This window comes from Roseibium sp. MMSF_3544, assembly GCF_030732845.1.
GTDB lineage: Bacteria > Pseudomonadota > Alphaproteobacteria > Rhizobiales > Stappiaceae > Roseibium.
Genome location: NZ_JASHKA010000021.1, coordinates 77,355 through 100,349 on the forward strand (window position 1 = coordinate 77,355; position 22,995 = coordinate 100,349).

A 22,995-nucleotide genomic window follows, 5' to 3' on the forward strand; every position below is an offset into this window, starting at 1 on the left:
CCCCAATGACAGACAATTCCACCTACGATCTTGAAGCCATCGGTGTCTCCAAGAACTTCGGCACCTTTCGTGCGGTCAAGGAGGTCTCCTTCGACATTCCGAGCGGATCGTTCTTTTCCATTCTCGGGCCGTCCGGATGCGGCAAGACCACGCTCATGCGCATGATAGCCGGCTTTGAAGAGCCCTCGGGCGGCGACATCAAGATCAAGGGAAAGTCGGTGCTCGGCACGCCACCGAACAAGCGCAACGTCAAAATGGTGTTCCAGCACCTGGCGCTGTTTCCGATGATGAACGTCTACGAGAACATCGCCTACGGCCTCAGATGCAACGGTGTCGGCACCGCCGAAATCAAGCGCAAGGTCCAGGACGTGCTGGACCGCATCGCCTTGCCGGATGTTGCGGAGCGCGAAATCCACCAGCTCTCCGGAGGCCAGAAGCAGCGCATCGCAATTGCCCGCTGCATGGTGCTCGACCCGGATGTGTTGCTTCTTGACGAACCGCTTGGCGCCCTCGATCTGAAGCTGCGCGAGGCCATGAAGATCGAACTCAAGCTTTTGCAGCACCAGTTCAACACCACGTTCGTTTACATCACCCACGACCAGTCCGAAGCTTTGGTGATGTCGGACAATGTCGCCATCATGAACCAGGGTGAATTTGAACAGATCGGCACACCGCAAGACCTATATCACCACCCGAAAACCGCGTTCGTTGCCGGCTTCGTCGGCGACAGCAACCGCTGGTCCGGTGTTGTGAAAGCGAGTGATGGCACCGGCGGCAAGGTCGAAACGGAACAAGGCCTGCCGATGAGCTTTTCGTCCGCCGGAAAACAGGCCATCCAGGAAGGTTCCAGAGTCACCATTTTTGTCCGGCCGGAATTCATCAAGACTGTCCGGCCTAGCGAGGCAGAATCGACTGCAGAAGCCGGCGACAACCGGATGGAGGGCGTGGTCGACAGCCTGCTTTTCAACGGTGCAAACAGCCGCGTCCTCGTGCGCACCGGCAGCGGTGAACTGGTCGAGTCCGACGTGACGCTGACCGGCGACAACGACCTGAAACCGGGCGAAGACGTGCAACTGGTCTGGTCGTCCCGGCAGGCAATGTGCTTTGCCGATCAGGGGAGCGCGTAATGCAGAACAAGGATATCAAGCGGCTCTCGCTCTTCCTGCTGTTCGCGCCCTTTGCGCTCTGGATCATTCTTCTGATCATCCTGCCGCATATCGGCATGGTGATCCTGTCGCTGAAGGAAAAGGTTGCTCCGCGCGTCTACGAGTACAGTTTTGCCAACTACTTGGAATTTCTGAACGAACCGATCTACTGGAATACGCTCCTGCGAACCGGTTCAATGTCGTTGCTCGTCACGGCGCTGGCGCTTCTGATCGGATTTCCGATCGCCTACTACATTGCCAAAATCGCCGGCCCGCGCTCCCGGGGCGGTTTGTTTTTGCTGTGTCTCATTCCGCTTTGGGTCAGCGACCTGATCCGTGCATTCGGTTGGATCCTGCTCTTGCGCGAAACAGGCGTTATCTCGAATTTTCTGCAATGGACCGGTCTGGTCGGCGCACCGGTCGAGTTCCTCTATAACGACGTCGCCGTGATCATCGGCCTGACCTACACGGTGATCCTGTTCATGATCGTACCGCTGGTCTCAACGCTTGATGGCATGGACAATTCCATGATCGAGGCGGGCTACAATCTTGGCGGCAACGGCTTCACAGTGCTGCGTCGGATCATCGTCCCCTACGCGATGCCCGGTATCGTCGCCGGCTGCATCGTCACTTTCATGCTGACCGCGGGATCCTATCTGACACCAATCCTGCTCGGCGGCAAAAACTCAAGCTGGTTCACCGAGCAGATCTACAACCAGTTCATCACCCGCTTCAATTGGGAGGGCGGGGCTGCCTTTGGCATGCTGCTCCTGCTCTTCACGTCCCTCGTCATCTGGCTCGGCCTGAAGTTGAGTGGGCAGACGCTGGCCAACACCGTCGCCAAGAGCTGAGGAGGACGATCATGCTTGCGCAAAACAAGACCACGCCGTTCCTTCTCGGATACCGGCTCTATGTGGTGGCCTTCTTCATCTTCCTGGCGGCGCCACTCATTTCCGCCGGTGCTTTTGCCTTCAATGACAGTCTTTTCCCCGCCTTACCGTGGCAGGGTTTCACGCTGGACTGGTTCTTTGGCGACACGGAGCCAAAGCTCGGCATGTTCCACGACCGGCGGCTGCTGCAAGGGCTCTACTACTCCTTCGTCATTGCGATCTTCGTGTCGGCTCTCTCGGTTTTTGTCGGAACGACGAATGCGTTCCTGTTCGTTCGCGGCGAATTTCCGGGAAAGAACTTTTTCTACATCCTGATGGTGGTGCCGCTGGTCATCCCAGGCGTGATCCTTGGTATTTCCATCCTGGTGCTAGCAAGCGATACAGCCAACTATGTCGAGAACCGCTTCGACCTTGAACTGGAGTTCCTCAGGCCCGGACTCATGCTTGTGGTGCTGGGGCAGTTTTCGTTCATTGCGACAATCACGTCCCTGGTGATCACAGCAAGACTGAAGAAATTCGATGCGACCATGGAAGAAGCGGCATTCAACCTTGGGGCATCCAGAGCCCGCGTGCTGCGTACGATCACCCTTCCGTTCCTGCGCCCGGCAATGATCGCAGCCGGCATCGTTGCCTTTCTGGTTTCGTTCGAGAACTTCAACACAACCCTGTTCCTGGTCGGATCTGAAGCCCCTTTGACAATCACGATGTATGACCGCATGGCCAAGGTCGGTTCGACACCGGTTCTGAATGCGGTTTCCTTCTTCCTGATGGTGGGCTCAGGTTTGCTTGCGCTCTTGTCAATCGTGGTTCAACGCGACAAGTCGGCCCGATAAATCCAGGTGAGTGGATTGAACACGAACATGACCGAATTCGACTTTGTCATCGTCGGAGCAGGATCGGCCGGGGCAGTTGTTGCGGACCGTCTCTCTGAAAGCGGTAAGTACTCCGTCTGTGTATTGGAAGCCGGTGGATCGGATCTGAACTTCTGGATCTGGATGCCCATCGGCTACGGCAAAGCCTTCTATAACCGACACATCAATTGGATGTACCAAACCGAACCAGATCCTGGCCTCAACGATCGTTCCGGGTATTGGCCGCGCGGCAAGGTTCTGGGCGGATCGAGTTCCATCAACGCGATGGTCTATATCCGCGGTCAGCATGCCGACTTCGAAGACTGGAAGGCGATGGGCAACCCGGGCTGGGGCTGGGACGACGTCCTACCCTACTTCCGACGCTCTGAAACCAACGACGCCGGCCCTTGCGAGTATCGCGGCGGCGACGGTCCGCTGCACGTTTCCAGCATGACGAAGGACGTTCACCCACTCTGCACAAACTTCCTGGACGCAGCTGTTGAAGCCGGATTCAAACGGAACCCCGACTTCAATGGCGCTGACCAGGAAGGTGTCGGCCTTTACCAGATAACCGCCAAAGACGGTTTTCGAATGTCGACTGCGCGCGCCTATCTGTCGCGCGCAAAGAGACGCCCGAATGTCACTGTCATCACCAGGGCCCACACGACACGGCTCATTGTGAAGGATGGGCGCGTGACCGGCGCCATCTACAGCAGCAACGGTGAGGAGACAGAGATCAGGGCCAGACGGGAAGTTGTCCTGTGTGCAGGCGCCGTCAACTCACCCCAGATCCTGATGCTTTCCGGTATCGGTGATGGCAATGCGCTTCAGGCCATGGGCATTGAAACTGCGCTCCACCGCCCGGCAGTCGGCAGAAACCTCCAAGACCATCTTGGCCACGACTATCTCTATAAATCGAGGGTGCCGACGCTGAACCAGCAGCTCTATCCCTGGTGGGGCAAGCTCTTTCAAGGCATCCGTTACGTGCTTACGCGCCGCGGTCCGCTGTCGCTGAGCGTCAATCAGGCCGGCGGATTTGTGAAGAGCAATCCGGATTGTGCACGGCCGAACATGCAGCTTTATTTTTCGCCGGTGAGTTACACAAAGGCGCCGAAGGGCAAGCGGCCGTTGATGAACCCGGATCCGTTCCCCGGCTTTCTGCTTGGCATGCAGCCGACCCGCCCAACCAGTCGCGGACATATTGGATTGCGCTCCAAGGATCCGTTCGACACACCGGAAATTCACCCGAATTCGCTTAGCACCAACCACGACCTCAACGAGATGATCGAAGGTTGCAAGCTAATGCGAAGGATCGCCTCCAGCCCGGCTCTTCAGTCCGTCATCGCGGAAGAGATCAGCCCGGGTCCGGAGATCCAGTCGGACGAGGAAATGCTCGAAGATGTCCGCAACCGGTGTTCGACCGTCTTTCATCCCGTAAGCACCTGCCGAATGGGCCCTGACGAGACTGAGAACGTCGTGGATGCACGTTTGAAAGTCTATGGTATCGAGGGTCTGCGCATCGTCGATGCCTCGATTTTCCCTACCGTGACGTCCGGCAACACCAATGCCCCTGCGATCATGGTCGGCGAAAAAGGGGCAGACCTGATCCTAGAAGACACAAAGGCAGCGTAGTCACGGCATGCAGGCGGAGCTTTTCACGAACGACTACAAAACGACGCCATATTGGCAGGATCTTGCACCGCAGGTGGACCTGCCTGATACCGATCTGCCCGATGAGATCGACGTCCTGGTCGTTGGAGCAGGCTACACCGGCCTGAACGCTGCACTCCAGACAAGCCGCGAAGGTCTTGGGACCCTGGTCATAGATGCGGAACACCCCGGATGGGGCTGTTCAATGCGCAATGGCGGCCAACTCTCAACCAGTCTCAAGCCGTCCTTTTCCAAGCTTGCGCGCAGATACGGAAAGGAGCACGCCACGGCGCTCTGTGAGGAAGGCCAGGCCTCTCTCGATTATATGCACACGCTCTCGGCAGAGAGCGGTTTTGACATCGGGCTGAATGAAGTTGGACGCTTCCACGGGGCGCACAAGCCGCACCTTTACGAAGCGCTTGCGCGCGATTGCAAAGCTGGACACCCGGTCTGGAAAACAGACGCATTCATGGTTTCCGAAGCTGAAATGGCGGCGGAACTCGGGACCGAGGCCTACCATGGGGGCATGGTTCTGCCCCGGCATTGCAGCATCGACGTTTCGAAATACCTACCCTCCCTGCTTCAAAACACCCTTGTCGCGGGCGCGATGGTCAAGGCGGGATGCCGCGCCCTTTCGATCGAGCGTATCGGCAACGGATTCAAGGTTCTGACAAGTGAAGGAAGTCTGAAGGCCGGCAAGGTGATCCTGGCAACCAACGGCTATTCAGGATCTCTGTCTCCGTGGCACCAGCGCCGCATCATCCCGATCGGGTCCTATGTGATTGCGACGGAGGAGATTCCGAAGGAAACGGTCGACCGGCTGTTCCCAACAGATCGCATACTCTCCGATACACGCAAGCTGGTCTACTATTACAGGCTGACGCCCGACCGGAAGCGGCTTCTGTTCGGCGGTCGCGTCTCCTTGAGCGAGTCCGATCCGCACAGCAGCGCCGCCAAGCTGCACCAGGATATGGTCGCCCTCTTTCCCGATCTCGGCACAACCCGGATCAGCCACGCCTGGATGGGATTTGTCGGTTACACGTTCGACACGCTTGCCCATTGCGGTGAAGACAACGGCCTTTACTTCGCAGCTGGATATTGCGGCTCCGGGGTTGGTATGGCCAGCTACCTTGGCATGCGCATGGGCCACAAGGCTTCAGGTCGTGAAAGTGCTCCGTCGGCATTCGAAAAGATTTCGTTCCCGACCCGCCCGCTTTACGCGGGCAATCCCTGGTTTCTGGCACCTTCCATCCTGGTCTACCGGATGCGGGATCGCCTCGGCATCTGACGGGAACACGCGGCCACCTCCGGCACGAACGCATTGAGCATCGTGCGAGGCTTTAGTAACGTTCTCGGAGTGTCATCAGGCGGAACGGCATATGCGGCAGTTTGGAACCAGGCGGTTCAATGGATGGATCGGTGCCTTTCTATTTCTCCTGACCCTGCTTTTGTTTTCCATCTCCGGGAATGCACAGACCGGTCCGGCGGCAACGTGCCCCAAAACCGCGAACACCGGGGTAGGCGCCGAGTTTTCCGGCGACAAGACCGTGGCGATCATCACGCCGCCCACGACGGACGAGCCGACAAAGGTTCAGGTGACGCTCGACATTGAGTGGATCGATACCATCAGCGACATCACCGACAGTTTTCGCCTGCACGGCCGCCTGAAACTGTCCTGGTGCGACCCAAGGGTGCCTTACAAGGAAACGGGAGACGGCGTCCGCAACGTTTACGTCGACAACCAGGCGACCGCGGTGCTGCGCGAAATCTGGATCCCCGACGTAATCTTCGGCAACGGAACCGCTGCCCGGACAATTCTCGATTTCGCCGTCACAGTCGACCAGAACCACAAGGTCGAATATACGGAATCCTTCACGACCATTCTGAAAACGAGCATCGATTCCAGCCGATACCCCTTTGACGACCAGGTCCTGAACATCCGCATCAAATCCTTCTCTTATGACTTGTCCCAGGTCGAACTGGTCCCGCTTTTGAGAAGCACGCCGATCGATACCGATCTGATCGTGCCGTCCTGGCGGATTGACAGCATCGGCGCGTTGGAACCTTCCGTCTTCACGGAGAACACCGGAACAGATTTCGCCGTGCTGGTTGCCGGCGTTGAGATCTCACGCGTGTCTGGACCCCTCTACATCAGAATGCTTTTGCCGCAGATGCTGGTCACATTGGCAAGTTTTTCCGTTTTCTGGATGCGATCTGCCTCAACCGGACGGCACGCGATTACCTTCACTGCAATCCTGACCAATATCGCCTTCAGCAACATCACTATGCGTCAGCATCCCGAAGTTCCCGAGTTGACGTTTCCCGAACTTGTCTCGCTGTTTTCGCTGGCGGTTCTCTTTTGCGTCGTCATAACCAACACAGTGGTGGAGTATCTCACGGGACGGAACAGGGACGATCTTGTCGTCCGTGTCGACCGATATGCGCCCTTGATATTTATTCCGGTTTACATTCTGGGAATTCTGGCGCTCAAGATGCAGATCGACGCTTTCGGCTTGTGGTAACGCGAGGTCCGGGCTGGATGGCGTTCAGCCGCGGTTTGCTCTGTCCCAACCTATCTGACGCTTGCCTTTCCGCCACTGTACCCTGGGCAACAATCCAGTCGCGCACTTTTCGGCAATTCTCATCCAGGGCCTTGGACCTTGATGAGACCAGATAGTAGTTGTTCCCGGTCCTGAAGGTGTGGTTCGTCACTTTCTTGAGCCGCCCGTTCTTCACAAACACATCCACCAGATGCCGCCATCCGAGTGCGACCGCATCGCCGTCGAGCGCCATTTGCAGGACCGCCACATACTCATTTGCACGAGATCCCCGGACCTGATGCGCACCGCTCACACCTGCCGATCTGAGCCAGTCCTTCCAGGTGGCCGCATAGCGGTAGGGTTCATCGAGATGCGCCAGGTGATGGTTCAACAACTCGTGCGCATGCTCCGGCGTACCGTGCGCCTCAAGATATCTTGGCGATGCAACAGCAATCACTTCCTCCGTGTCGAACTGATCGCAAATGTAACCTGGCCAGTTCTTCGGCCGGCCACCTCGAATGCCAAGTGGAATATCCTCAGCCTCGATATCAAGATCCCTGTCCGCCGTGTGGAGCCGCAATTCAATGTCGGGAAGGTCCGTGCGCATGAGCTGAAGGCGCGGGGCAATCCAAAGCGTTGCAAATGCAGTCGACACCGACAGCGTGACGACATCGTCCGCCGGTTTGGTCCTTACGGAGTTGATACTCTCTGCGAGCTGAGAAAGGGTCTTCGACACGTCTTCATGAAACCGGGTCCCGGCGATTGTCAGGCTGACTTCGCGATGTCGCCGCTCAAAAAGAGGTTGGCCGACGTCGGTTTCAAGAGCCCTGATCGCGTAGGAAACAGCCGACTGGGTCATGCCCAGCTCCTGACCGGCCCTGGTAAAGGATCCAAGACGTCCGGCCGCTTCGAAGGCGACCAGCCCGCGGAAGGACGGGAGCAGTCGGCGATAGTTTGTCATAAAAAAACCTTATGCCAAACATGAGAATTTTCAAGCATCACAAGGGTCAGAATGCAGTTTAGCATCGATTATTGAGATGTTAGCGGGAGGAAAACATGTCTTTGGGAGGAGATAGTTTCGAAAGTGGTGGGCCCGGTGCGCACAAGCCGCCGTCACGCAGCGGCGGTCGGTCTGGAAGAAGGGCCAAGCGCACGCAGGTCAAGACCGGTCACGGGCGTCCGTACATTACCCGCAATCTGCCGCCGCTCGATCTCCTTTCGGAAGAGAGCCTCGTGCGCATCGAAGACACCGCCGACACGATTCTGGCCGAGATTGGTATCGAGTTTCGCGACGATCCGGCGGCACTCGAACTTTGGCGCAAAGCCGGCGCTGAACTCGACGGCGTCCGCGTGCGGTTTCCCAAGGGCATGGTCCAGGACGTTCTGAAAACGGCGCCCAGACAATTCACGCAACATGCCCGAAATCCTGCAAACAATGTCGAGATCGGCGGCAACAACGTGGTGTTCGCGCCTTCCTATGGCAGCCCGTTTGTGATGGATTTTGAAGAGGGTCGCCGCTACGGCACGATCGAAGACTTCCGGAACTTCATCAAGCTGGCGCAGTCTTCTCCCTGGCTGCACCATTCGGGTGGCACGATATGCGAGCCAGTTGATGTGCCTGTCAACAAACGGCACCTCGACATGGTCTATGCCCATATTTCCTTGTCGGACCGCCCCTTCCTCGGCTCAGTGACCGCAGAAGAACGCGCAGAGGATTCCGTCGAGATGGCTCGGATCGCTTTCGGGCGGGATTTTGTCGAAGACCACTGCGTCATCATGGGCAACGTCAACGTGAACTCACCCCTTGTCTGGGACGGCACCATGACAAAGGTGGTTCGCGCCTATGCGCGCGCCAACCAGGGATCGGTCTTGGTACCGTTCATTCTCGGTGGTGCCATGGGGCCGGTGACTGTAGCCGGCGCAATCGCGCAAGCGCATGCCGAAACGCTGGCAGGATGTGCGCTTGCGCAGCTAGAACGCCCCGGAGCCCCGGTCATTTACGGAAACTTCCTGTCCTCCATGAGCCTGCGGTCAGGATCGCCGACCTTCGGCACACCGGAGCCTGCGTCGGGATCGCTGGTCGTCGGTCAACTGGCGCGCAGGCAGAACCTGCCGCTCAGATGCGCCGGCAATTTCACGACGTCGAAACTCGCCGATGCCCACGCCATGAACGAAGGCACCATGTCGATGCTTTCGGCCATTCACTGCGGTGCGAACTTTGTTCTGCACTCTGCCGGTTTCCTCGACGGTCTGTTGTCCATGTCCTACGAGAAATTCATGATGGATGCGGACTTCTGCGGTGCCCTGCACACCTATCTCGACGGCGTTGTGGTCGATGACAACTCGCTTGCCATTGACGCGTTCCGGGAAGTTGGGCCCGGCAACCACTTCTTTGGTTGCGGGCACACCATGCGTAATTACGAGACTGCCTTTTTCGACGCGTCGGTCGCGGACAACGATCCGTATGAAACCTGGCAGGAAAATGGATCTCTCGATGCGGCAACACGCGCCAACAAGGCCTGGAAAGAAGCCCTTGCCAATTACGAGGCGCCGCCGCTCGACCCCGGCACCGACGACGCGCTGCGCGATTTCGTCGAACGGAAAAAGGCCGCAACAGAAGACCGCTGGCACTGAGGTTTCCCATGAAGATCACAAATATCCGCGTGACACATGTCAACGTCCCGTTCGATGCACCTTTCTGGTGGACCGGCGGGCTTTATCCCGGAGCCTCCAAATCCATCATCGAAGTCGAAACGGATGAGGGGGTCGTTGGGCTCGGCGAAGCGCCCTGGTACCATTTCGGCGAGATCATCAAGGCGGAAATAGCGCCTGCCCTCATCGGCGCCGATCCGCTTGACCTTGCCGATTGTGAAAGCCGCTGTGTGCCACCCTGGCAGATCACGGCAAACACCGGTGAAGGCGCGGCATCCGTGGCGTTCGGCGCGGTTGAAATGGCGCTCTGGGACATTCGCGGCAAGGTCTTCGACATGCCGCTCTACAAGCTGCTCGGCGGGGCCGTGCGCAAGGACATCAAGTTCTCCGAGTACTTCTCCTTCCGGCCGGAACACAATGGTGCCGGCGGCGAGATGAGCCCCGAGGCCATCCGCGACTACTGTCTGAGGATGCGTGAAGAGCACGGCTCGACGATCTTCGAGGGCAAACTGATCCTCGGCGATCCCGAGCTGGAGATCCGGACAGTCAAGCTGTTGCGGGAAAGCCTTGGAGACAAAGCGCAGATCAAGCTCGATTCCAACATGCAGTATTCGCTGACCACTGCCCGCTGGCTGTTGCGCGAACTCGAGCCCTTCAATATTCGCAATTATGAAGACCCGGTCGCAACCTTCGAGGAAATGGCGGCTTTGCGCCAGCACAGTTTCATTCCCTTTTCGACCCATGTGCCGGATCTGAAACGGGCTGTCGCGCTGGGCGCACCGGACTATTTCGTTTGCAACTTTGCCGCCCTCGGCGGCATCTCCAGGACGCTGAAATTCATTGCCGCCTGTGAGGCGATGGGCAAGGGCTTCTGGTGCTATTCAAATGATCTCGGCATCATGACCGCCGCTTATCTTCACGTGTCAGCAGCGACACCCCTGATCAGCGAAGCGTCCCAATCCCTTTTCCGCTGGCAGGTCGGCGATGTGATCAAGAACGGCCCGTTCCGGCAGACAAACGACGTCATTCGCGTCCCGGAAGGACCGGGGCTTGGCGTCGAACTCGATCCCGACGCCATGAGGCACTGGGCAGGCCAGTTCGCGGAAAACGGCCCGATGAGCCACTTCTACGATCCGGCCCGGCCGAAACACCACCGGGTCCTGCCGCTCAACTGATGGGGACGCCGCACGCGGCGCGCCCGCAACGCGCGGGCCCGTCTGCGCTCAGATGTCGAACTTCACACCCTGGGCGAGCGGCAGTTCAGCCGAATAGTTCACGGTCGAGGTCTGCCGCCGCATATACCCTTTCCAGGCGTCGGAACCGGACTCGCGACCGCCACCGGTTTCCTTCTCGCCGCCAAACGCCCCGCCAATCTCCGCACCGGAGGGACCGATGTTTACATTGGCAATGCCGCAGTCGGAGCCGGTCGCGGACAAAAAGGTTTCGGCTTCGCGCATGTTGAGCGTGAAGATGCAGGAGGAAAGACCCTGCGGGACATCGTTCTGCAGATCGATCGCCTCCTCCAGATCCTCGTATTCCATCACGTAAAGGATCGGGGCAAAGGTCTCGGTCTTCACGGTCTCGGTCTGGCCCGGCATTTCGACGAGCGCCGGCGCAACATAAGCGCCACCCGGGACGCCGTCTGTGACCTGCCCCCCGCCATGGACGGATCCACCCTCGGCCGTTGCTTTGGCGAGAGCTGACTGCATGGCATCGAGAGATCTAAGGTCGATAAGCGGACCGATGAGCGTTCCGTCAGAACGCGGATCGCCGATCGGCAAACTGCCATAAGCCTTGACCAGCTTGGCCACGAGTTCATCCTTGATCGACTTGTGCACGATCAGGCGGCGAAGTGATGTGCAGCGCTGTCCCGCGGTGCCAACCGCCGAAAAGACAATCGCCCGCACGGCCATTTCCAGGTCCGCGGACGGGGCAACGATCATGGCGTTGTTGCCGCCGAGTTCCAGGATAGGACGGCCCCAGCGCGCCGATACTTTCGGGCCGACGATACCGCCCATGCGCGTTGACCCGGTCGCCGACAGGATCGGGACGTCTTTGGAGGTCACCAGCGCTTCACCTATTTGGGCGCCGCCAATGACAACCTGCATCAGATCTTCCGGCGCATCGTCGCCGAAGCGGGCAACCGCCTTGTCGAAGATCTTCTTGCAGGCAAGTGCTGTCAGCGGTGTCTTCTCGGACGGTTTCCAGATGACGGGATTGCCGCAAACGAGAGCAAGCGCTGCATTCCACGACCAGACGGCCACGGGGAAATTGAAGGCCGTGATGACACCGCAGGGACCCATCGGGTGCCAGGTTTCAGACATCTTGTGACCGGGCCGCTCCGAGGCAATCGTGAGACCATAGAGCTGACGTGAAAGACCGACGGCGAAATCGCAGATGTCGATCATTTCCTGAACTTCGCCAAGACCCTCAGACGTGATCTTGCCTGCTTCCAGCGTTACCAGCGCGCCGAGATCTTCTTTGGCCGCCCGCAGTTCTTCACCCAGAAGACGCACAAGTTCACCACGGCGGGGTGCTGGAACGGTCCGCCAGGATTTGAAGGCTGCTTTGGACCGGGAGATCACGGCAGCCATTTCACTGACCGGTGTTTCTGCCAGTTTCGCGACATCTGCTCCGTCGATTGGAGAGCGAACTGTGAGGGTTCCGCCGGACAGCTCACTGTCGCCGAACCTGAGCGCGCTCAGGACCTGTGCGTGTTCCATTTTTGTCTCCCTGGAAACTTACGCGTTGTAGCGCGCGCCGTTGCGCGTCTTCAAAAAGGCCTGCAAAGGGACGTCTTCCTGTTTCAGGAAGCCCTTGGACGGAAGCGTTCCGTCACGAACCATCTCGATGATGGCAACAACAGAAGAGGCCGTCGTCCACGCGATGGCAGTCCGTTCCTTTCCGGCGATTTCAACCGGCTTCAATCCGCGCACGAACTCCCGGCGCTGCATGCGTCCGTCCACGTCGCCTTCGGCGGCGACGTGGATGTAAACGATGTCGTCGCTGACCGGCGGCTTTGCGTTGACAAGGATCTCGCCCGCCTCCTGGCGCCTGTCGCGCATCAGCAGTTCATGAAAGAAGAAATTCATCAGCTGCACGTGCCCCGGATAGCGCATGGTCTTGTAGTCCATGTTCGGCACCCGGTCCTTGTAGGTCTCGCACATGGTGCCCAGTCCGCCGGAGGTCGTGAAAGCCTCAAGCTCGATCCCGCCGATGACGATCTTCTCGATCCATTCCATCGGCGACACCCACTTGATCTCACCGTCTTCCAGGACCTCGCAATCGTTGAGATATTCGTTCACCACACCTTCCGGAGACCAATTGAACGAGTAGCCCATCAGGCCCGTTGGGTTCTGCGGCAAGGCGCCGACACGCATACGGCAGGACCGGCAGTTCTCGAACTCCTCGATCAGGCTGGCGCCAACGATCCCGACAAAGCCCGGCGCCAGGCCACATTGCGGCGCCATCAGTCCTTCGGAGGATTTGGCCATTTCCATGATCGCCTTGGTCGTCGGCACGTCCTCGGTCAGGTCGAAATAATGGATGCCAAGCTCATGCGCAGTGCTGGCAACGCCAACATTCAGGAAATACGGCAGGCAGGAAAGAACCGCATCAAAGTCGGACAGGGCATCTTTGAGCTGATCCAGATGGCTGACATCAATATGCTTCGTGTCGTAGTGCAGGTCGTGCGGGTCATGGGCGTCGAAGCCCGTTACCTGAAAGCCGCATTCGTGAAGCAGCTCGCCCGCCAGCGCGCCGACCTTGCCCAGTCCAAGAACCGCTATTCTTTGCATGTGCAACTATTCCCCGAAGAAGTGTTCCTCACAGAATACCTTCCCTTGACCAGCACAAAAACACCTGAAAAATAGTTATATTCATGACTATTACTCATGCATTTGGACCCTGAAATGGAACGCGATATTCCGATCCCCAGCATTTCCGTGTTGCGATGTTTCGAGGCTGCGGCGAAGCATCAGAGCTTTACGGCTGCAGCGGAAGAACTTGGCCTGACCCAAAGTGGTGTCAGCCGGCAGGTGAAGGAACTGGAAGAGCAGATCGGCGCGACGCTGTTCCGGCGCGAAGGACGTGGCATCAGGCTTACGCAGGCTGGCAAGTCTCTGGCAGACAGCGTTTTTTCCGATCTTTCAAGGCTGCGCCGGACGATCTCGCAAGCGGTCGCAGCCGGTGAGACGCAAGAGCTTCTGACGATCGCAGCACTGCCCACCTTCGCAACCCGCTGGCTCGTGCCCCGGCTCAAGGACTTCAAGGAAAAGCGCCCCAATCTCGATCTCATGGTCTACAGCCGGTCAGAGCCGTTCGACCTTGTCGAACTGGGTGTCGATGTCGCCATTCATTTCGGCGCCAACGACTGGCCGGGAGCAAAACTGAGCCCGCTGTGTCCCGAAGATCTTGTGGTCGTTGCCTCTCCGGCCCTTCTTGAGGCCCATCCGGTCACCGAGAAATCCGATATTCTTGAAATGCCGCTGCTGCACATGACTTCCAGAGCGCATCTTTGGAAGGCGTTCCATAAAGGCATTCCAGGTGCAGATGGACACGTCCAGATGGGCAGTTATTTCGACCAGTTTTCGCTTGTGATCGCCGCTGCGGTCAGCGGAATGGGGGCGGCAATTTTGCCGACGTATCTGATTGAAACCGAACTCGCTTCAGGGGCTCTTGTCAGCCTGGCGCCAGTCCGCGACGGCTCCGGCCACAACTACTACCTCGCAACACCGCCCGGCAAACTCAGTCCCTCTGCCGCAGAATTCCTGACCTGGGTCCGCGGCCAGGTCAGTCGCAGGGTTTAGGTTTAGGGTCAGAACTAGGCTGCACTTGCCGCGCCATTGAAACTTTGCGAAAACCACCCGCGAAGATTGTTTCTACAAACACTTGCAACACATAGATTGAAAGAAACAATGATCGTGGTCCTGAACGGATATCCGGGCGTCGGCAAACTGACAATCGGACGTAAGCTCGCAGACTTGCTTGATGGTAAGCTGCTCGACATTCATTCTGTCTACAATGTTGCCTTCGCGCTCACCGAGTTCAAATCACCTGAGTTTCGGGAAACGGTAGCGAAAGTCGAGACGATTGCACACGAACTGATCCTGAAGTTACCCGTTGGTCAACCCGTCGTTTTGACAACCGTTCTTGCCGGCAGCGGAGAATGGGGCGATGAAGAGTGGGGTAGGATCGTAGCCCTGGGCCAAGCCCGCCCGCCCTTTTGCGTTGTCCATGTGGAATGCGCACTTGAAGAAAATATCAGGCGAATTCAATTGGAAGAACGAGACATGAAACGAAAGCCGCGCGATCCTGAAATGGCAAAAAGGAACCAAAGCGAGGCCAAAACGCTTTATGGCGGTGATGCCGTTAATTTACTCAAGATCGACACAACAGGAATGACGCCGTCAGCTTCAAGCAACGCGATTAGGAACTGGCTACGAACAATCTGAGGCGTGGTTACAGGCGGATTCTGAGCCGTGATCATCACGCGCGCTAAGCTCACTTTTCGATCTGTGCTCGCAGATTCTCTAATCCATTCGGTGACAGTGCAGGTATCGGTCGCTTGGTAATATTTTAAGTTTGAAATTTTAGACTTGAAGCAAATTCGGAAACGTGGTTCGCTGGTCCTGTTCGCATCTCTTGGAGGATCAGATGAGGATTGCTTGTTTGGGCGGTGGGCCGGCTGGGCTCTATTTCGCAATTTCCATGAAATTGCGCGATCCTTCCCATGAGATCGTCGTGCTTGAGCGCAATCGTGCCAACGACACATTCGGCTGGGGTGTGGTCTTGTCCGACGACGCGCTCAGCCGCATGCAGGACAATGACCCGGTCAGCACGGAAACCATTCGAAATCATTTCGCCTATTGGGATGACATTGCCGTAGAGCATAACGGCGTCAGAACCGTTTCCGGCGGACATGGGTTTGCGGGCATTGGCCGCAAGCAGATGTTGATCCTGTTGCAGGACCGGGCGCGCGAGCTCGGTGTCGAAATGCGATTTGAGACCGAGTTCGAAGACGCCGAAACGTTTCGCAAGGACTACGATCTGGTCGTCGCCTCGGACGGCATCAACTCGAGAGTTCGCGGCGAATATGAGGACGTTTTCAAGCCGGACATCGACACACGGCTTTGCAAGTTCATCTGGCTCGGCACGCATCAGAAATTCGATGACGCTTTTACCTTCATCTTCGAAAAGACCGAGCATGGATGGGTGTGGGCGCATGTCTATCAGTTCGACGACAACACGGCGACATTCATCGTCGAATGCCTGCAACCGACTTGGGACGGCTGGGGCTTTGCGGATATGTCGAAGGAAGAAACCGTAGAGACGTGCCGCAAGATATTCGAAAAGTACCTTGGTGGTCACGACCTCATGTCCAACGCGGCCCATCTGCGTGGCTCTGCCGTCTGGATGAACTTCCCGCGTGTTATCTGCGAAAAGTGGTATCACGAGAACGTCGTGCTGATGGGTGACGCTGCTGCAACCGGCCACTTTTCCATCGGTTCCGGATCAAGGCTTGCATTCGACAGCGCGATTGCGCTGGCCGACTATCTGCACAGCGAGCCGGACATGCAGCAGGCCTTCCAGCGTTACCAGGACGAGCGGCGTCTCGAGGTTCTGCGGCTGCAATCAGCGGCCCGCAACTCGCTTGAGTGGTTCGAAAATGTCGAGCGCTATCTCGATCAGGACCCTGTCCAGTTCAACTACAATCTGCTGACGCGGTCCCAGAGGATCAGCCACGAAAACCTGCGCCTGCGCGATCCCGAGTGGCTTGAATCGGCCGAACGCTGGTTCATGGACCAGGCGGGTGTCTCACCCAATGCTCCGGTGCGTGCACCCATGTTCACACCGTTCAAGCTGCGCGACATGTCGCTGAAAAACCGGATCGTCGTCTCGCCGATGGCACAGTACAAGGCGGTCGACGGCACACCCACCGACTGGCACCTGATCCATTACGGCGAACGGGCAAAGGGCGGTGCCGGTCTTGTCTATGTCGAGATGACCTGTGTCAGCGCCGAAGGCCGGATCACGCCCGGCTGCCCGGGCCTTTATGCACCGGAACACGAGGCGGCCTGGAAGCGCCTCACCGATTTCGTGCACACGGAAACCGACGCAAAGATCTGCTGCCAGATTGGACATTCGGGCCGGAAAGGCTCGACCCAGATCGGCTGGGAAGGCATGGACGAACCGCTGCCTGGTGGGAACTGGGACATTGTCTCGGCCTCCCCGATCCCCTGGTCCGGAAAGAACGCCATTCCGCGTGAAATCACCAGACCGGAAATGGCGGAGATCAAAGACCAGTTTGTCCAGGCGGCTGAAATGGCAGAGCGCGCAGGCTTCGACATGATCGAGCTCCATGCCGCCCACGGTTACCTGCTCTCGTCGTTTATTTCGCCGGTGTCCAACGTGCGCAGCGACGAATACGGCGGCTCCCTGGACAATCGGATGCGCTGGCCGCTCGAGGTCTTCCAGGCAATGCGCACGGTATGGCCGCAGGAAAAGCCGATGTCCGTTCGCATATCAGCCAACGACTGGGTCGGCGCAGAAGGAATCACACCCGAGGACGCCGTTTTGATTGCAAAAATGTTCAGGGAGGCAGGCGCAGACCTGATCGACGTTTCCGCGGGCCAGACAACCCCGGATGCCAAGCCGGTTTATGGCCGCATGTTCCAGACACCGTTCTCCGATCAGATCCGCAACGAAGGTGGGATGCAGACCATGGCCGTCGGGAACATCTACGAGGCCGATCATGCCAATTCGATCCTTATGGCGGGCCGTGCTGATCTCGTAGCGGTCGGGCGTCCGCATCTGGCCGATCCATATTGGACGCTGCACGAAGCCAGCCGGATTGGCGATCGAAACGCGACGGACTGGCCTCTTCCCTACCTTGCTGGCCGCGATCAGGCCTGGCGGCTTGCGGACCGCGACGCGGAGACCTTGAGGGCATGAGTGTTGCGGACCGGCATATTCTTGTCACCGGCGGCGGCAGCGGCGTCGGGGCAGCCTGTGCCCGGCTTCTCGCTGACAGTGGCGCCAGGGTCACGATCCTTGGCCGAACCGAAGCAACACTGGCAACACAATCCCTGCCCTTCCAGGTGTGCGACGTGACGAATGCAGACGCTGTCGAAACGGCTGTTCGAAACGCCCGTGAGCACGCTGGACCGATCGACGTCGTCATCGCGAATGCCGGAGCTGCCGAGAGCGTGCCCTTTGCCAAGATGAAGCCGCAGGTTCTGCAAGACATGCTGGCCGTCAATCTGATCGGTGTCTCCAATGTCTGGCAAACTGCCTTGGCGGACATGAAGGCATCTGGTTGGGGCCGGATGATCGCAATTGCCTCGACGGCTGGCTTGAGAGGCTATCCCTATGTGAGCGCCTATTGCGCCGCGAAACATGCCGTCGTCGGGCTGACGCGTGCACTCGGCAAGGAACTCGCCAGGACCGGGATCACCGTCAATGCGATCTGCCCGGGATTTGTCGAGACGCCGATGCTGGAGCGCTCTTTGGAAAACATTATCGAAAAGACCGGGCTTAGCCGCCAGGAGGCGGAAGACACGCTGAAGGCCGACAATCCGCAGGGCCGCTTCATTCAGCCGGATGAGATTGCGGAAATGGCGCTGTGGCTCTGTTCCGATGGCGCCAGGTCCGTCAACGGCCAGGCCCTCAGCTTGTCGGGAGGGGAACTATGACCGCTGTTTCAGAGCCGCTCTCCAAGGCGCGTTTGCGTGTCTGGTTGAAGCTGCTGAAAACATCCAACGGCATTGAAGCAGAGATCCGCCGCAACCTTCGCGACCGGCACAACACAACGCTGCCACGCTTCGACGTCATGTCTGCCCTCGCCCGCTTTCCCGAGGGTCTCAAGATGAGCGATCTCTCCACCTACCTGAAGGTTTCAAACGGCAACGTCACCGGCATTGTCGACAAATTGACGGAAGAAGGCATGGCGCAGCGCGTTGCCGTTCCAGGCGACAAACGCGCCCAGGTTGCCCGGTTGACCGAAAAGGGCAAGACCGAGTTCGAGAACCTTGCCAGTCATCACGAAAACTGGATCGATACGCTGCTTGATGGTCTCAGCCTGGAAGACCTCGAAACCCTGTCGGACACGCTCGAAAGAGTTCTTGCCCAAAGCACGGAAAAGGAGCGCGCTGATGCGTAGCGACGTCGAGCATTTTCGTTGTGAAATTGAAGGCGGCATCGCGCGGATCGCCCTGGACCGGCCGGAGCGCAAGAACCCCCTTACCTTCGAAAGCTATGCCGAGCTGCGTGACTGGTTCCGCGATCTTCATTATGCCGACGATGTGCATGCCGTGGTGATCCTGCCAAACGGTGGCAATTTCAGTTCTGGCGGTGACGTTCACGACATCATCGGTCCACTGACGCGCATGTCGATGAAGGAGCTTCTCGCCTTTACGCGCATGACCGGCGATCTGGTCAAGGCAATGCTGGGCTGCGGCAAACCGGTGATCGCGGCTGTCGACGGCATCTGTGCAGGCGCCGGAGCCATCATGGCCATGGCGTCTGATCTGCGCATCGCGACCCCGCACGCCAAGGTCGCTTTCCTGTTCAATCGGGTCGGCCTGGCCGGCTGCGACATGGGCGCCTGTGCCATCCTGCCAAGGATCATCGGCCAGGGGCGAGCTGCTGAACTTCTTTATCTCGGCCGTTCCATGAAGGCGGAAGAAGGGCATGCCTGGGGGTTCTTCAATTCGATCGTCACCGCTGAAGAACTCGAAGGTGCTGCCATGGAACTTGCTCGGCGAATCGCCGCCGGTCCGACATTCGCCAATTCCATGACCAAGACGATGCTGGCGCAGGAATGGTCGATGGGCCTTGAACAGGCGATCGAAGCGGAAGCGCAGGCCCAGGCGATCTGCATGCAGGGAAATGATTTCCGCCGCGCCTATGAAGCGTTCGTCGCCAAGAAAAAACCGGTTTTCGAGGGTGACTGATGGCTGACAGGACCTTCCTCAACTGGCCTTTTTTCGACGACCGGCACCGGGTCCTGGCCGGCGAGTTGGAGAATTGGTCAAATACCCATCTTGCACACCTTGATCACGGCGACACTGACGGGCTTTGCAAGCAGCTCGTCACCGATCTAGGCGACGCCGGCTTTCTCAAACATACCGGATCACCGGAGGGTACGCTGGACGTGCGCAGCCTCTGCCTGATCCGCGAGACATTGGCGCGGCATGATGGGCTCGCCGATTTTGCCTTCGCGATGCAGGGTCTCGGCACCGGCGCCATTTCCCTGTTCGGAACTGATGCGCAAAAGGAAGAATGGCTACCACTCACCCGCAGCGGCAAGGCGATCTCCGCTTTTGCCCTGACAGAACCGCAATCGGGGTCTGATGTCGCCAACTCAACGATGACCGCTGAAAACGATGGCGACGCCTATGTGCTTAACGGCGAAAAGACCTGGATCTCGAATGGCGGCATCGCCGATATCTATACGCTTTTTGCCCGGACCGGCGAGGCCCCGGGAGCCAAGGGCCTGTCAGCCTTTGTGGTGACACCGGACATCTCGGGTTTTGAAGTCACCGAACGCCTTGACACCATCGCCCCTCATCCGCTGGCAACGTTGCGCTTTACGGACTGCCGCGTGCCAAAGACAAATCTGATCGGAGACACCGGGACCGGCTTCAAGATCGCGATGTCCGTGCTCGACATCTTCCGTTCGACGGTCGCTGCGGCAGCGCTTGGATTTGCCCGGCGGGCACTTGACGAGGCCCTTGAGCGCGTAACGACAAGGAAGATCCAGGGCGCACCGCTTTTCGATCTGCAGCTTGTTCAGGGACACATTGCCGACATGGCGCTCGACATAGATGCGGCCGCGCTTCTGATCTACCGGGCGGCCTGGACCAAGGACAGCGGCGCCCCCAGGATCACGCGGGAAGCCGCCATGGCGAAACTGTTCGCAACAGACCAGGCGCAGCAGGTGATCGACAAGGCTGTACAGCTCCACGGCGGAGACGGTGTGCGGTCGGGCACCACGGTTGAAAGACTCTACCGCGAGATCCGGGCCTTGCGCATCTACGAAGGCGCGTCGGACGTCCAGAAGATTATTATTGCGCGCCAGACCATGCAGCAATCAATCTGACTTCCAAGAAGAAAGTGAGACAGGACCATGACCAACAAACTTGACGGCGGCATCACACCGAATGGCGAAGGGTTCAACGGTGTAACGCTCAATATTCTCGGACAGACCTATTATCCAAAGGCCTGGTGCGAAAGCACGTTTGCGTTCGAGACCAATTCCATGCCGGGCCAGTTCGTGCCGGTGCACGTTCATCCGACCCAGGACGAATTCATCCTGGTGCAGGAAGGTGAACTTGACCTCAAACTTGACGGTCAATGGGTCAAGGCCCGCGCCGGGGATCTTGTCCGCATGCCGAAGGGCGTCCCCCACGGCTATTTCAACAAGTCCGAAAGCCCCTGCCGCGCCCTTTTCTGGGTGTCGCCGGCCGGCAAGCTCAAGGAACTGTTCGACGAGTTGCACGAGATGACGGATGTGGAAGCCGTCGTGCGCGTCTCGGCCGAGCACGACGTCGATTTTCTGCCACCCGAAGCCAACGACTAGAAGGACCTTTTCGTCATGGCCGGTGCGCTCTCGCCTTCAGCCCATGTGGATTCGTTTTCACGCGACAATCTTCCGCCGGAAGATCAGTGGCCTGAGTTTTTGCTGGATGGCTTCGACTATCCGGAACGGCTCAACGCGGCCGTTGAGCTGACGGACAAAATGGTTGAAAAGGGCTTCGGCGATCACACCGCGCTGATCGGAAACGGCCGGCGGCGGACCTACAAGGAGCTGACGGACTGGACCAACCGGCTGGCCCATGCCCTCACCGAAGACCTTGGTGTGAAGCCCGGCAACCGCGTCCTGATCCGTTCGGCCAACAATCCCGCTATGGTCGCCTGCTGGCTTGCGGCGACCAAGGCCGGAGCCGTCGTCGTCAATACCATGCCGATGTTGCGCGCCGGTGAACTGACCAAAATCGTCGACAAGGCCGAAGTGGAGTTCGCTCTCTGCGACACGCGTCTGATGGACGAACTCGTCGCTTGCGCCAAGACCTCTTCCTTCCTGAAGAAAGTCATCGGCTTCGACGGCACGTCCAACCACGACGCCGAGTTGGATCGCCTGGCGCTGGAAAAAGCGGTCGGTTACGAGGCAGTGCCAACCGGCCGCGACGACGTTGCGCTTCTCGGCTTTACGTCAGGATCCACCGGAACGCCCAAGGCGACGATGCATTTCCATCGGGACATCCTGATCATTGCAGATGGCTATGCCAAGGAAGTCCTGGGAGTCGGACCGGATGATGTATTCGTCGGCTCGCCTCCCCTTGCCTTCACATTTGGTCTCGGCGGTCTTGCGGTCTTCCCGCTGCGCTTCGGTGCAGCAGCTACACTTCTGGAAAGCGCCACACCGCCCAAATTGATCGAGATCATCCAGAAGTACAAAGCCACGGTCTGCTTTACCGCTCCGACGGCCTACCGGGTCATGCTTCAGGCCATGGAGGAAGGGGCCGATTTGTCCTCGCTCCGGGCAGCCGTATCTGCCGGCGAAACCTTGCCGGCTCCCGTTTATGAAGCCTGGATCGAAAAAACCGGCAAGCCGATGCTGGACGGTATCGGCGCAACGGAGATGCTGCATATTTTCGTTTCAAACCGTTTTGACGATCACAAGCCCGCCTGCACCGGAAAACCGGTGACGGGCTACGAAGTCAAAATACTGGATGCAGCGGGCAAGCCGGTTCCGCCTGGCGAAGTCGGCCGGTTGGCCGTGCGCGGACCGACCGGATGCCGCTACCTCGCCGACGAGCGCCAGCAGGACTACGTTGTCGATGGTTGGAACATTACCGGCGACAGTTTCTCCATGAGCGAAGACGGCCATCTCCACTTTGCCGCACGCAACGACGACATGATCATCTCCTCCGGCTACAACATCGCCGGTCCGGAAGTCGAGGCGGCACTCTTGTCACATCCGGCAGTCCAGGAATGCGCCGTCATAGGTGTCGCCGATGAAGCCCGCGGTGCAATTGTGGAGGCCCATGTTGTCCTCAGCAGTGGTACACATCCCGGCGAAGCGACGACAAAGGACCTTCAGGATCACGTCAAGGCGGCCATTGCCCCTTTCAAGTACCCGCGGTCCATTGTCTTTACCGACAGCCTGCCCAAAACCGAGACCGGCAAGATCCAACGCTTCCGGCTTCGCAAGACCGAATAGATAAAGTAATCATCTGCGTTGGGGCACGTGGACGACGGAGAA

20 protein-coding genes are annotated in these 22,995 nt (G+C 58.4%); 17 read left to right on the forward strand and 3 right to left on the reverse strand.

Annotated features, from left to right (window positions below):
* Positions 1–5 precede the first annotated feature (5 nt).
* From RBB47_RS24170 to RBB47_RS24195, 6 genes are all read left to right on the forward strand, one after another.
* The gene (locus tag RBB47_RS24170; RefSeq protein WP_305988470.1) at positions 6–1,127 is read left to right on the forward strand and encodes an ABC transporter ATP-binding protein; all 1,122 of its coding nucleotides are present in this window, start codon (positions 6–8) and stop codon (positions 1,125–1,127) included.
* Complete coding sequence (locus RBB47_RS24175) at positions 1,127–1,996, forward strand: ABC transporter permease (protein ID WP_305988471.1); 870 nt, start codon at positions 1,127–1,129, stop codon at positions 1,994–1,996. The genes RBB47_RS24170 and RBB47_RS24175 overlap by 1 nt, the downstream gene beginning before the upstream one ends.
* An 11-nt stretch (positions 1,997–2,007) precedes the next feature.
* On the forward strand, positions 2,008–2,868 hold the full coding sequence (locus RBB47_RS24180; RefSeq protein ID WP_305988472.1) for an ABC transporter permease: 861 nt from the start codon (positions 2,008–2,010) through the stop codon (positions 2,866–2,868).
* Between the two features lie 27 nt (positions 2,869–2,895).
* Positions 2,896–4,518, forward strand: coding sequence for a GMC family oxidoreductase (locus RBB47_RS24185; protein ID WP_305988473.1), 1,623 nt, complete (start codon positions 2,896–2,898; stop codon positions 4,516–4,518).
* A gap of 7 nt (positions 4,519–4,525) precedes the next feature.
* Complete coding sequence (locus RBB47_RS24190; protein WP_305988474.1) at positions 4,526–5,824, forward strand: FAD-binding oxidoreductase; 1,299 nt, start codon at positions 4,526–4,528, stop codon at positions 5,822–5,824.
* 91 nt (positions 5,825–5,915) lie between these two features.
* The gene (locus RBB47_RS24195) at positions 5,916–7,058 is read left to right on the forward strand and encodes a hypothetical protein (RefSeq protein WP_305988475.1); all 1,143 of its coding nucleotides are present in this window, start codon (positions 5,916–5,918) and stop codon (positions 7,056–7,058) included.
* On the opposite strand, the gene RBB47_RS24200 is transcribed toward RBB47_RS24195, so the two are convergent.
* Positions 7,024–8,037: a LysR substrate-binding domain-containing protein gene (locus RBB47_RS24200; protein ID WP_305988476.1), complete on the reverse strand. Its 1,014-nt coding sequence runs from the start codon at positions 8,035–8,037 to the stop codon at positions 7,024–7,026. The two genes, RBB47_RS24195 and RBB47_RS24200, sit on opposite strands and share 35 nt — an antisense overlap.
* 95 nt (positions 8,038–8,132) lie before the next feature.
* Here RBB47_RS24200 and RBB47_RS24205 point away from each other — a divergent pair, with 95 nt between their 5' ends.
* Positions 8,133–9,710 (forward strand): trimethylamine methyltransferase family protein, encoded by a 1,578-nt coding sequence (locus RBB47_RS24205; protein WP_305988477.1) that lies wholly within the window; start codon positions 8,133–8,135, stop codon positions 9,708–9,710.
* A gap of 8 nt (positions 9,711–9,718) precedes the next feature.
* Positions 9,719–10,903: a mandelate racemase/muconate lactonizing enzyme family protein gene (locus tag RBB47_RS24210; protein ID WP_305988478.1), complete on the forward strand. Its 1,185-nt coding sequence runs from the start codon at positions 9,719–9,721 to the stop codon at positions 10,901–10,903.
* Positions 10,904–10,951: 48 nt separating this feature from the next.
* Here RBB47_RS24210 and RBB47_RS24215 read toward each other — a convergent pair whose 3' ends face one another.
* Both RBB47_RS24215 and RBB47_RS24220 read right to left on the reverse strand, forming a co-directional pair.
* Complete coding sequence (locus RBB47_RS24215; protein ID WP_305988479.1) at positions 10,952–12,451, reverse strand: aldehyde dehydrogenase family protein; 1,500 nt, start codon at positions 12,449–12,451, stop codon at positions 10,952–10,954.
* An 18-nt stretch (positions 12,452–12,469) separates the two neighbouring features.
* Entirely contained in the window at positions 12,470–13,531 is a 1,062-nt protein-coding gene (locus RBB47_RS24220) for a saccharopine dehydrogenase C-terminal domain-containing protein (RefSeq protein ID WP_305988480.1), read from the reverse strand.
* 108 nt (positions 13,532–13,639) lie between these two features.
* Between RBB47_RS24220 and RBB47_RS24225 the strand changes: the two genes are divergently transcribed.
* The 9 genes from RBB47_RS24225 (at position 13,640) to RBB47_RS24265 (ending at position 22,953) form a co-directional block, all read left to right on the forward strand.
* Positions 13,640–14,536, forward strand: a complete 897-nt coding sequence (locus RBB47_RS24225) for a LysR substrate-binding domain-containing protein (RefSeq protein WP_305988481.1) — start codon at positions 13,640–13,642, stop codon at positions 14,534–14,536.
* Between the two features lie 108 nt (positions 14,537–14,644).
* Entirely contained in the window at positions 14,645–15,181 is a 537-nt protein-coding gene (locus RBB47_RS24230; protein ID WP_305988482.1) for an AAA family ATPase, read from the forward strand.
* Positions 15,182–15,383: 202 nt separating this feature from the next.
* Positions 15,384–17,681, forward strand: a complete 2,298-nt coding sequence (locus RBB47_RS24235; RefSeq protein ID WP_305988483.1) for a bifunctional salicylyl-CoA 5-hydroxylase/oxidoreductase — start codon at positions 15,384–15,386, stop codon at positions 17,679–17,681.
* On the forward strand, positions 17,678–18,421 hold the full coding sequence (locus RBB47_RS24240; protein ID WP_305988484.1) for an SDR family NAD(P)-dependent oxidoreductase: 744 nt from the start codon (positions 17,678–17,680) through the stop codon (positions 18,419–18,421). Before RBB47_RS24235 ends, RBB47_RS24240 begins: the two co-directional genes overlap by 4 nt.
* Complete coding sequence (locus RBB47_RS24245; RefSeq protein WP_305988485.1) at positions 18,418–18,888, forward strand: MarR family winged helix-turn-helix transcriptional regulator; 471 nt, start codon at positions 18,418–18,420, stop codon at positions 18,886–18,888. Before RBB47_RS24240 ends, RBB47_RS24245 begins: the two co-directional genes overlap by 4 nt.
* Positions 18,881–19,681, forward strand: a complete 801-nt coding sequence (locus RBB47_RS24250; protein ID WP_305988486.1) for an enoyl-CoA hydratase family protein — start codon at positions 18,881–18,883, stop codon at positions 19,679–19,681. The genes RBB47_RS24245 and RBB47_RS24250 overlap by 8 nt, the downstream gene beginning before the upstream one ends.
* Complete coding sequence (locus RBB47_RS24255; RefSeq protein ID WP_305988487.1) at positions 19,681–20,829, forward strand: acyl-CoA dehydrogenase family protein; 1,149 nt, start codon at positions 19,681–19,683, stop codon at positions 20,827–20,829. The genes RBB47_RS24250 and RBB47_RS24255 overlap by 1 nt, the downstream gene beginning before the upstream one ends.
* 27 nt (positions 20,830–20,856) lie before the next feature.
* Entirely contained in the window at positions 20,857–21,309 is a 453-nt protein-coding gene (locus RBB47_RS24260; protein ID WP_305988488.1) for a cupin domain-containing protein, read from the forward strand.
* A 15-nt stretch (positions 21,310–21,324) separates the two neighbouring features.
* Positions 21,325–22,953, forward strand: a complete 1,629-nt coding sequence (locus RBB47_RS24265; protein WP_305988489.1) for an AMP-binding protein — start codon at positions 21,325–21,327, stop codon at positions 22,951–22,953.
* Positions 22,954–22,995 lie beyond the last annotated feature (42 nt).

Coding starts and splice junctions, on each gene's coding strand:
- RBB47_RS24170 (WP_305988470.1), top strand. CDS start 6: ATGACAGACAATTCCACCTACGATCTTGAAGCCATCGGTGTCTCCAAG.
- RBB47_RS24175 (WP_305988471.1), top strand. CDS start 1,127: ATGCAGAACAAGGATATCAAGCGGCTCTCGCTCTTCCTGCTGTTCGCG.
- RBB47_RS24180 (WP_305988472.1), top strand. CDS start 2,008: ATGCTTGCGCAAAACAAGACCACGCCGTTCCTTCTCGGATACCGGCTC.
- RBB47_RS24185 (WP_305988473.1), top strand. CDS start 2,896: ATGACCGAATTCGACTTTGTCATCGTCGGAGCAGGATCGGCCGGGGCA.
- RBB47_RS24190 (WP_305988474.1), top strand. CDS start 4,526: ATGCAGGCGGAGCTTTTCACGAACGACTACAAAACGACGCCATATTGG.
- RBB47_RS24195 (WP_305988475.1), top strand. CDS start 5,916: ATGCGGCAGTTTGGAACCAGGCGGTTCAATGGATGGATCGGTGCCTTT.
- RBB47_RS24200 (WP_305988476.1), bottom strand. CDS start 8,037: ATGACAAACTATCGCCGACTGCTCCCGTCCTTCCGCGGGCTGGTCGCC.
- RBB47_RS24205 (WP_305988477.1), top strand. CDS start 8,133: ATGTCTTTGGGAGGAGATAGTTTCGAAAGTGGTGGGCCCGGTGCGCAC.
- RBB47_RS24210 (WP_305988478.1), top strand. CDS start 9,719: ATGAAGATCACAAATATCCGCGTGACACATGTCAACGTCCCGTTCGAT.
- RBB47_RS24215 (WP_305988479.1), bottom strand. CDS start 12,451: ATGGAACACGCACAGGTCCTGAGCGCGCTCAGGTTCGGCGACAGTGAG.
- RBB47_RS24225 (WP_305988481.1), top strand. CDS start 13,640: ATGGAACGCGATATTCCGATCCCCAGCATTTCCGTGTTGCGATGTTTC.
- RBB47_RS24230 (WP_305988482.1), top strand. CDS start 14,645: ATGATCGTGGTCCTGAACGGATATCCGGGCGTCGGCAAACTGACAATC.
- RBB47_RS24235 (WP_305988483.1), top strand. CDS start 15,384: ATGAGGATTGCTTGTTTGGGCGGTGGGCCGGCTGGGCTCTATTTCGCA.
- RBB47_RS24240 (WP_305988484.1), top strand. CDS start 17,678: ATGAGTGTTGCGGACCGGCATATTCTTGTCACCGGCGGCGGCAGCGGC.
- RBB47_RS24245 (WP_305988485.1), top strand. CDS start 18,418: ATGACCGCTGTTTCAGAGCCGCTCTCCAAGGCGCGTTTGCGTGTCTGG.
- RBB47_RS24250 (WP_305988486.1), top strand. CDS start 18,881: ATGCGTAGCGACGTCGAGCATTTTCGTTGTGAAATTGAAGGCGGCATC.
- RBB47_RS24255 (WP_305988487.1), top strand. CDS start 19,681: ATGGCTGACAGGACCTTCCTCAACTGGCCTTTTTTCGACGACCGGCAC.
- RBB47_RS24260 (WP_305988488.1), top strand. CDS start 20,857: ATGACCAACAAACTTGACGGCGGCATCACACCGAATGGCGAAGGGTTC.
- RBB47_RS24265 (WP_305988489.1), top strand. CDS start 21,325: ATGGCCGGTGCGCTCTCGCCTTCAGCCCATGTGGATTCGTTTTCACGC.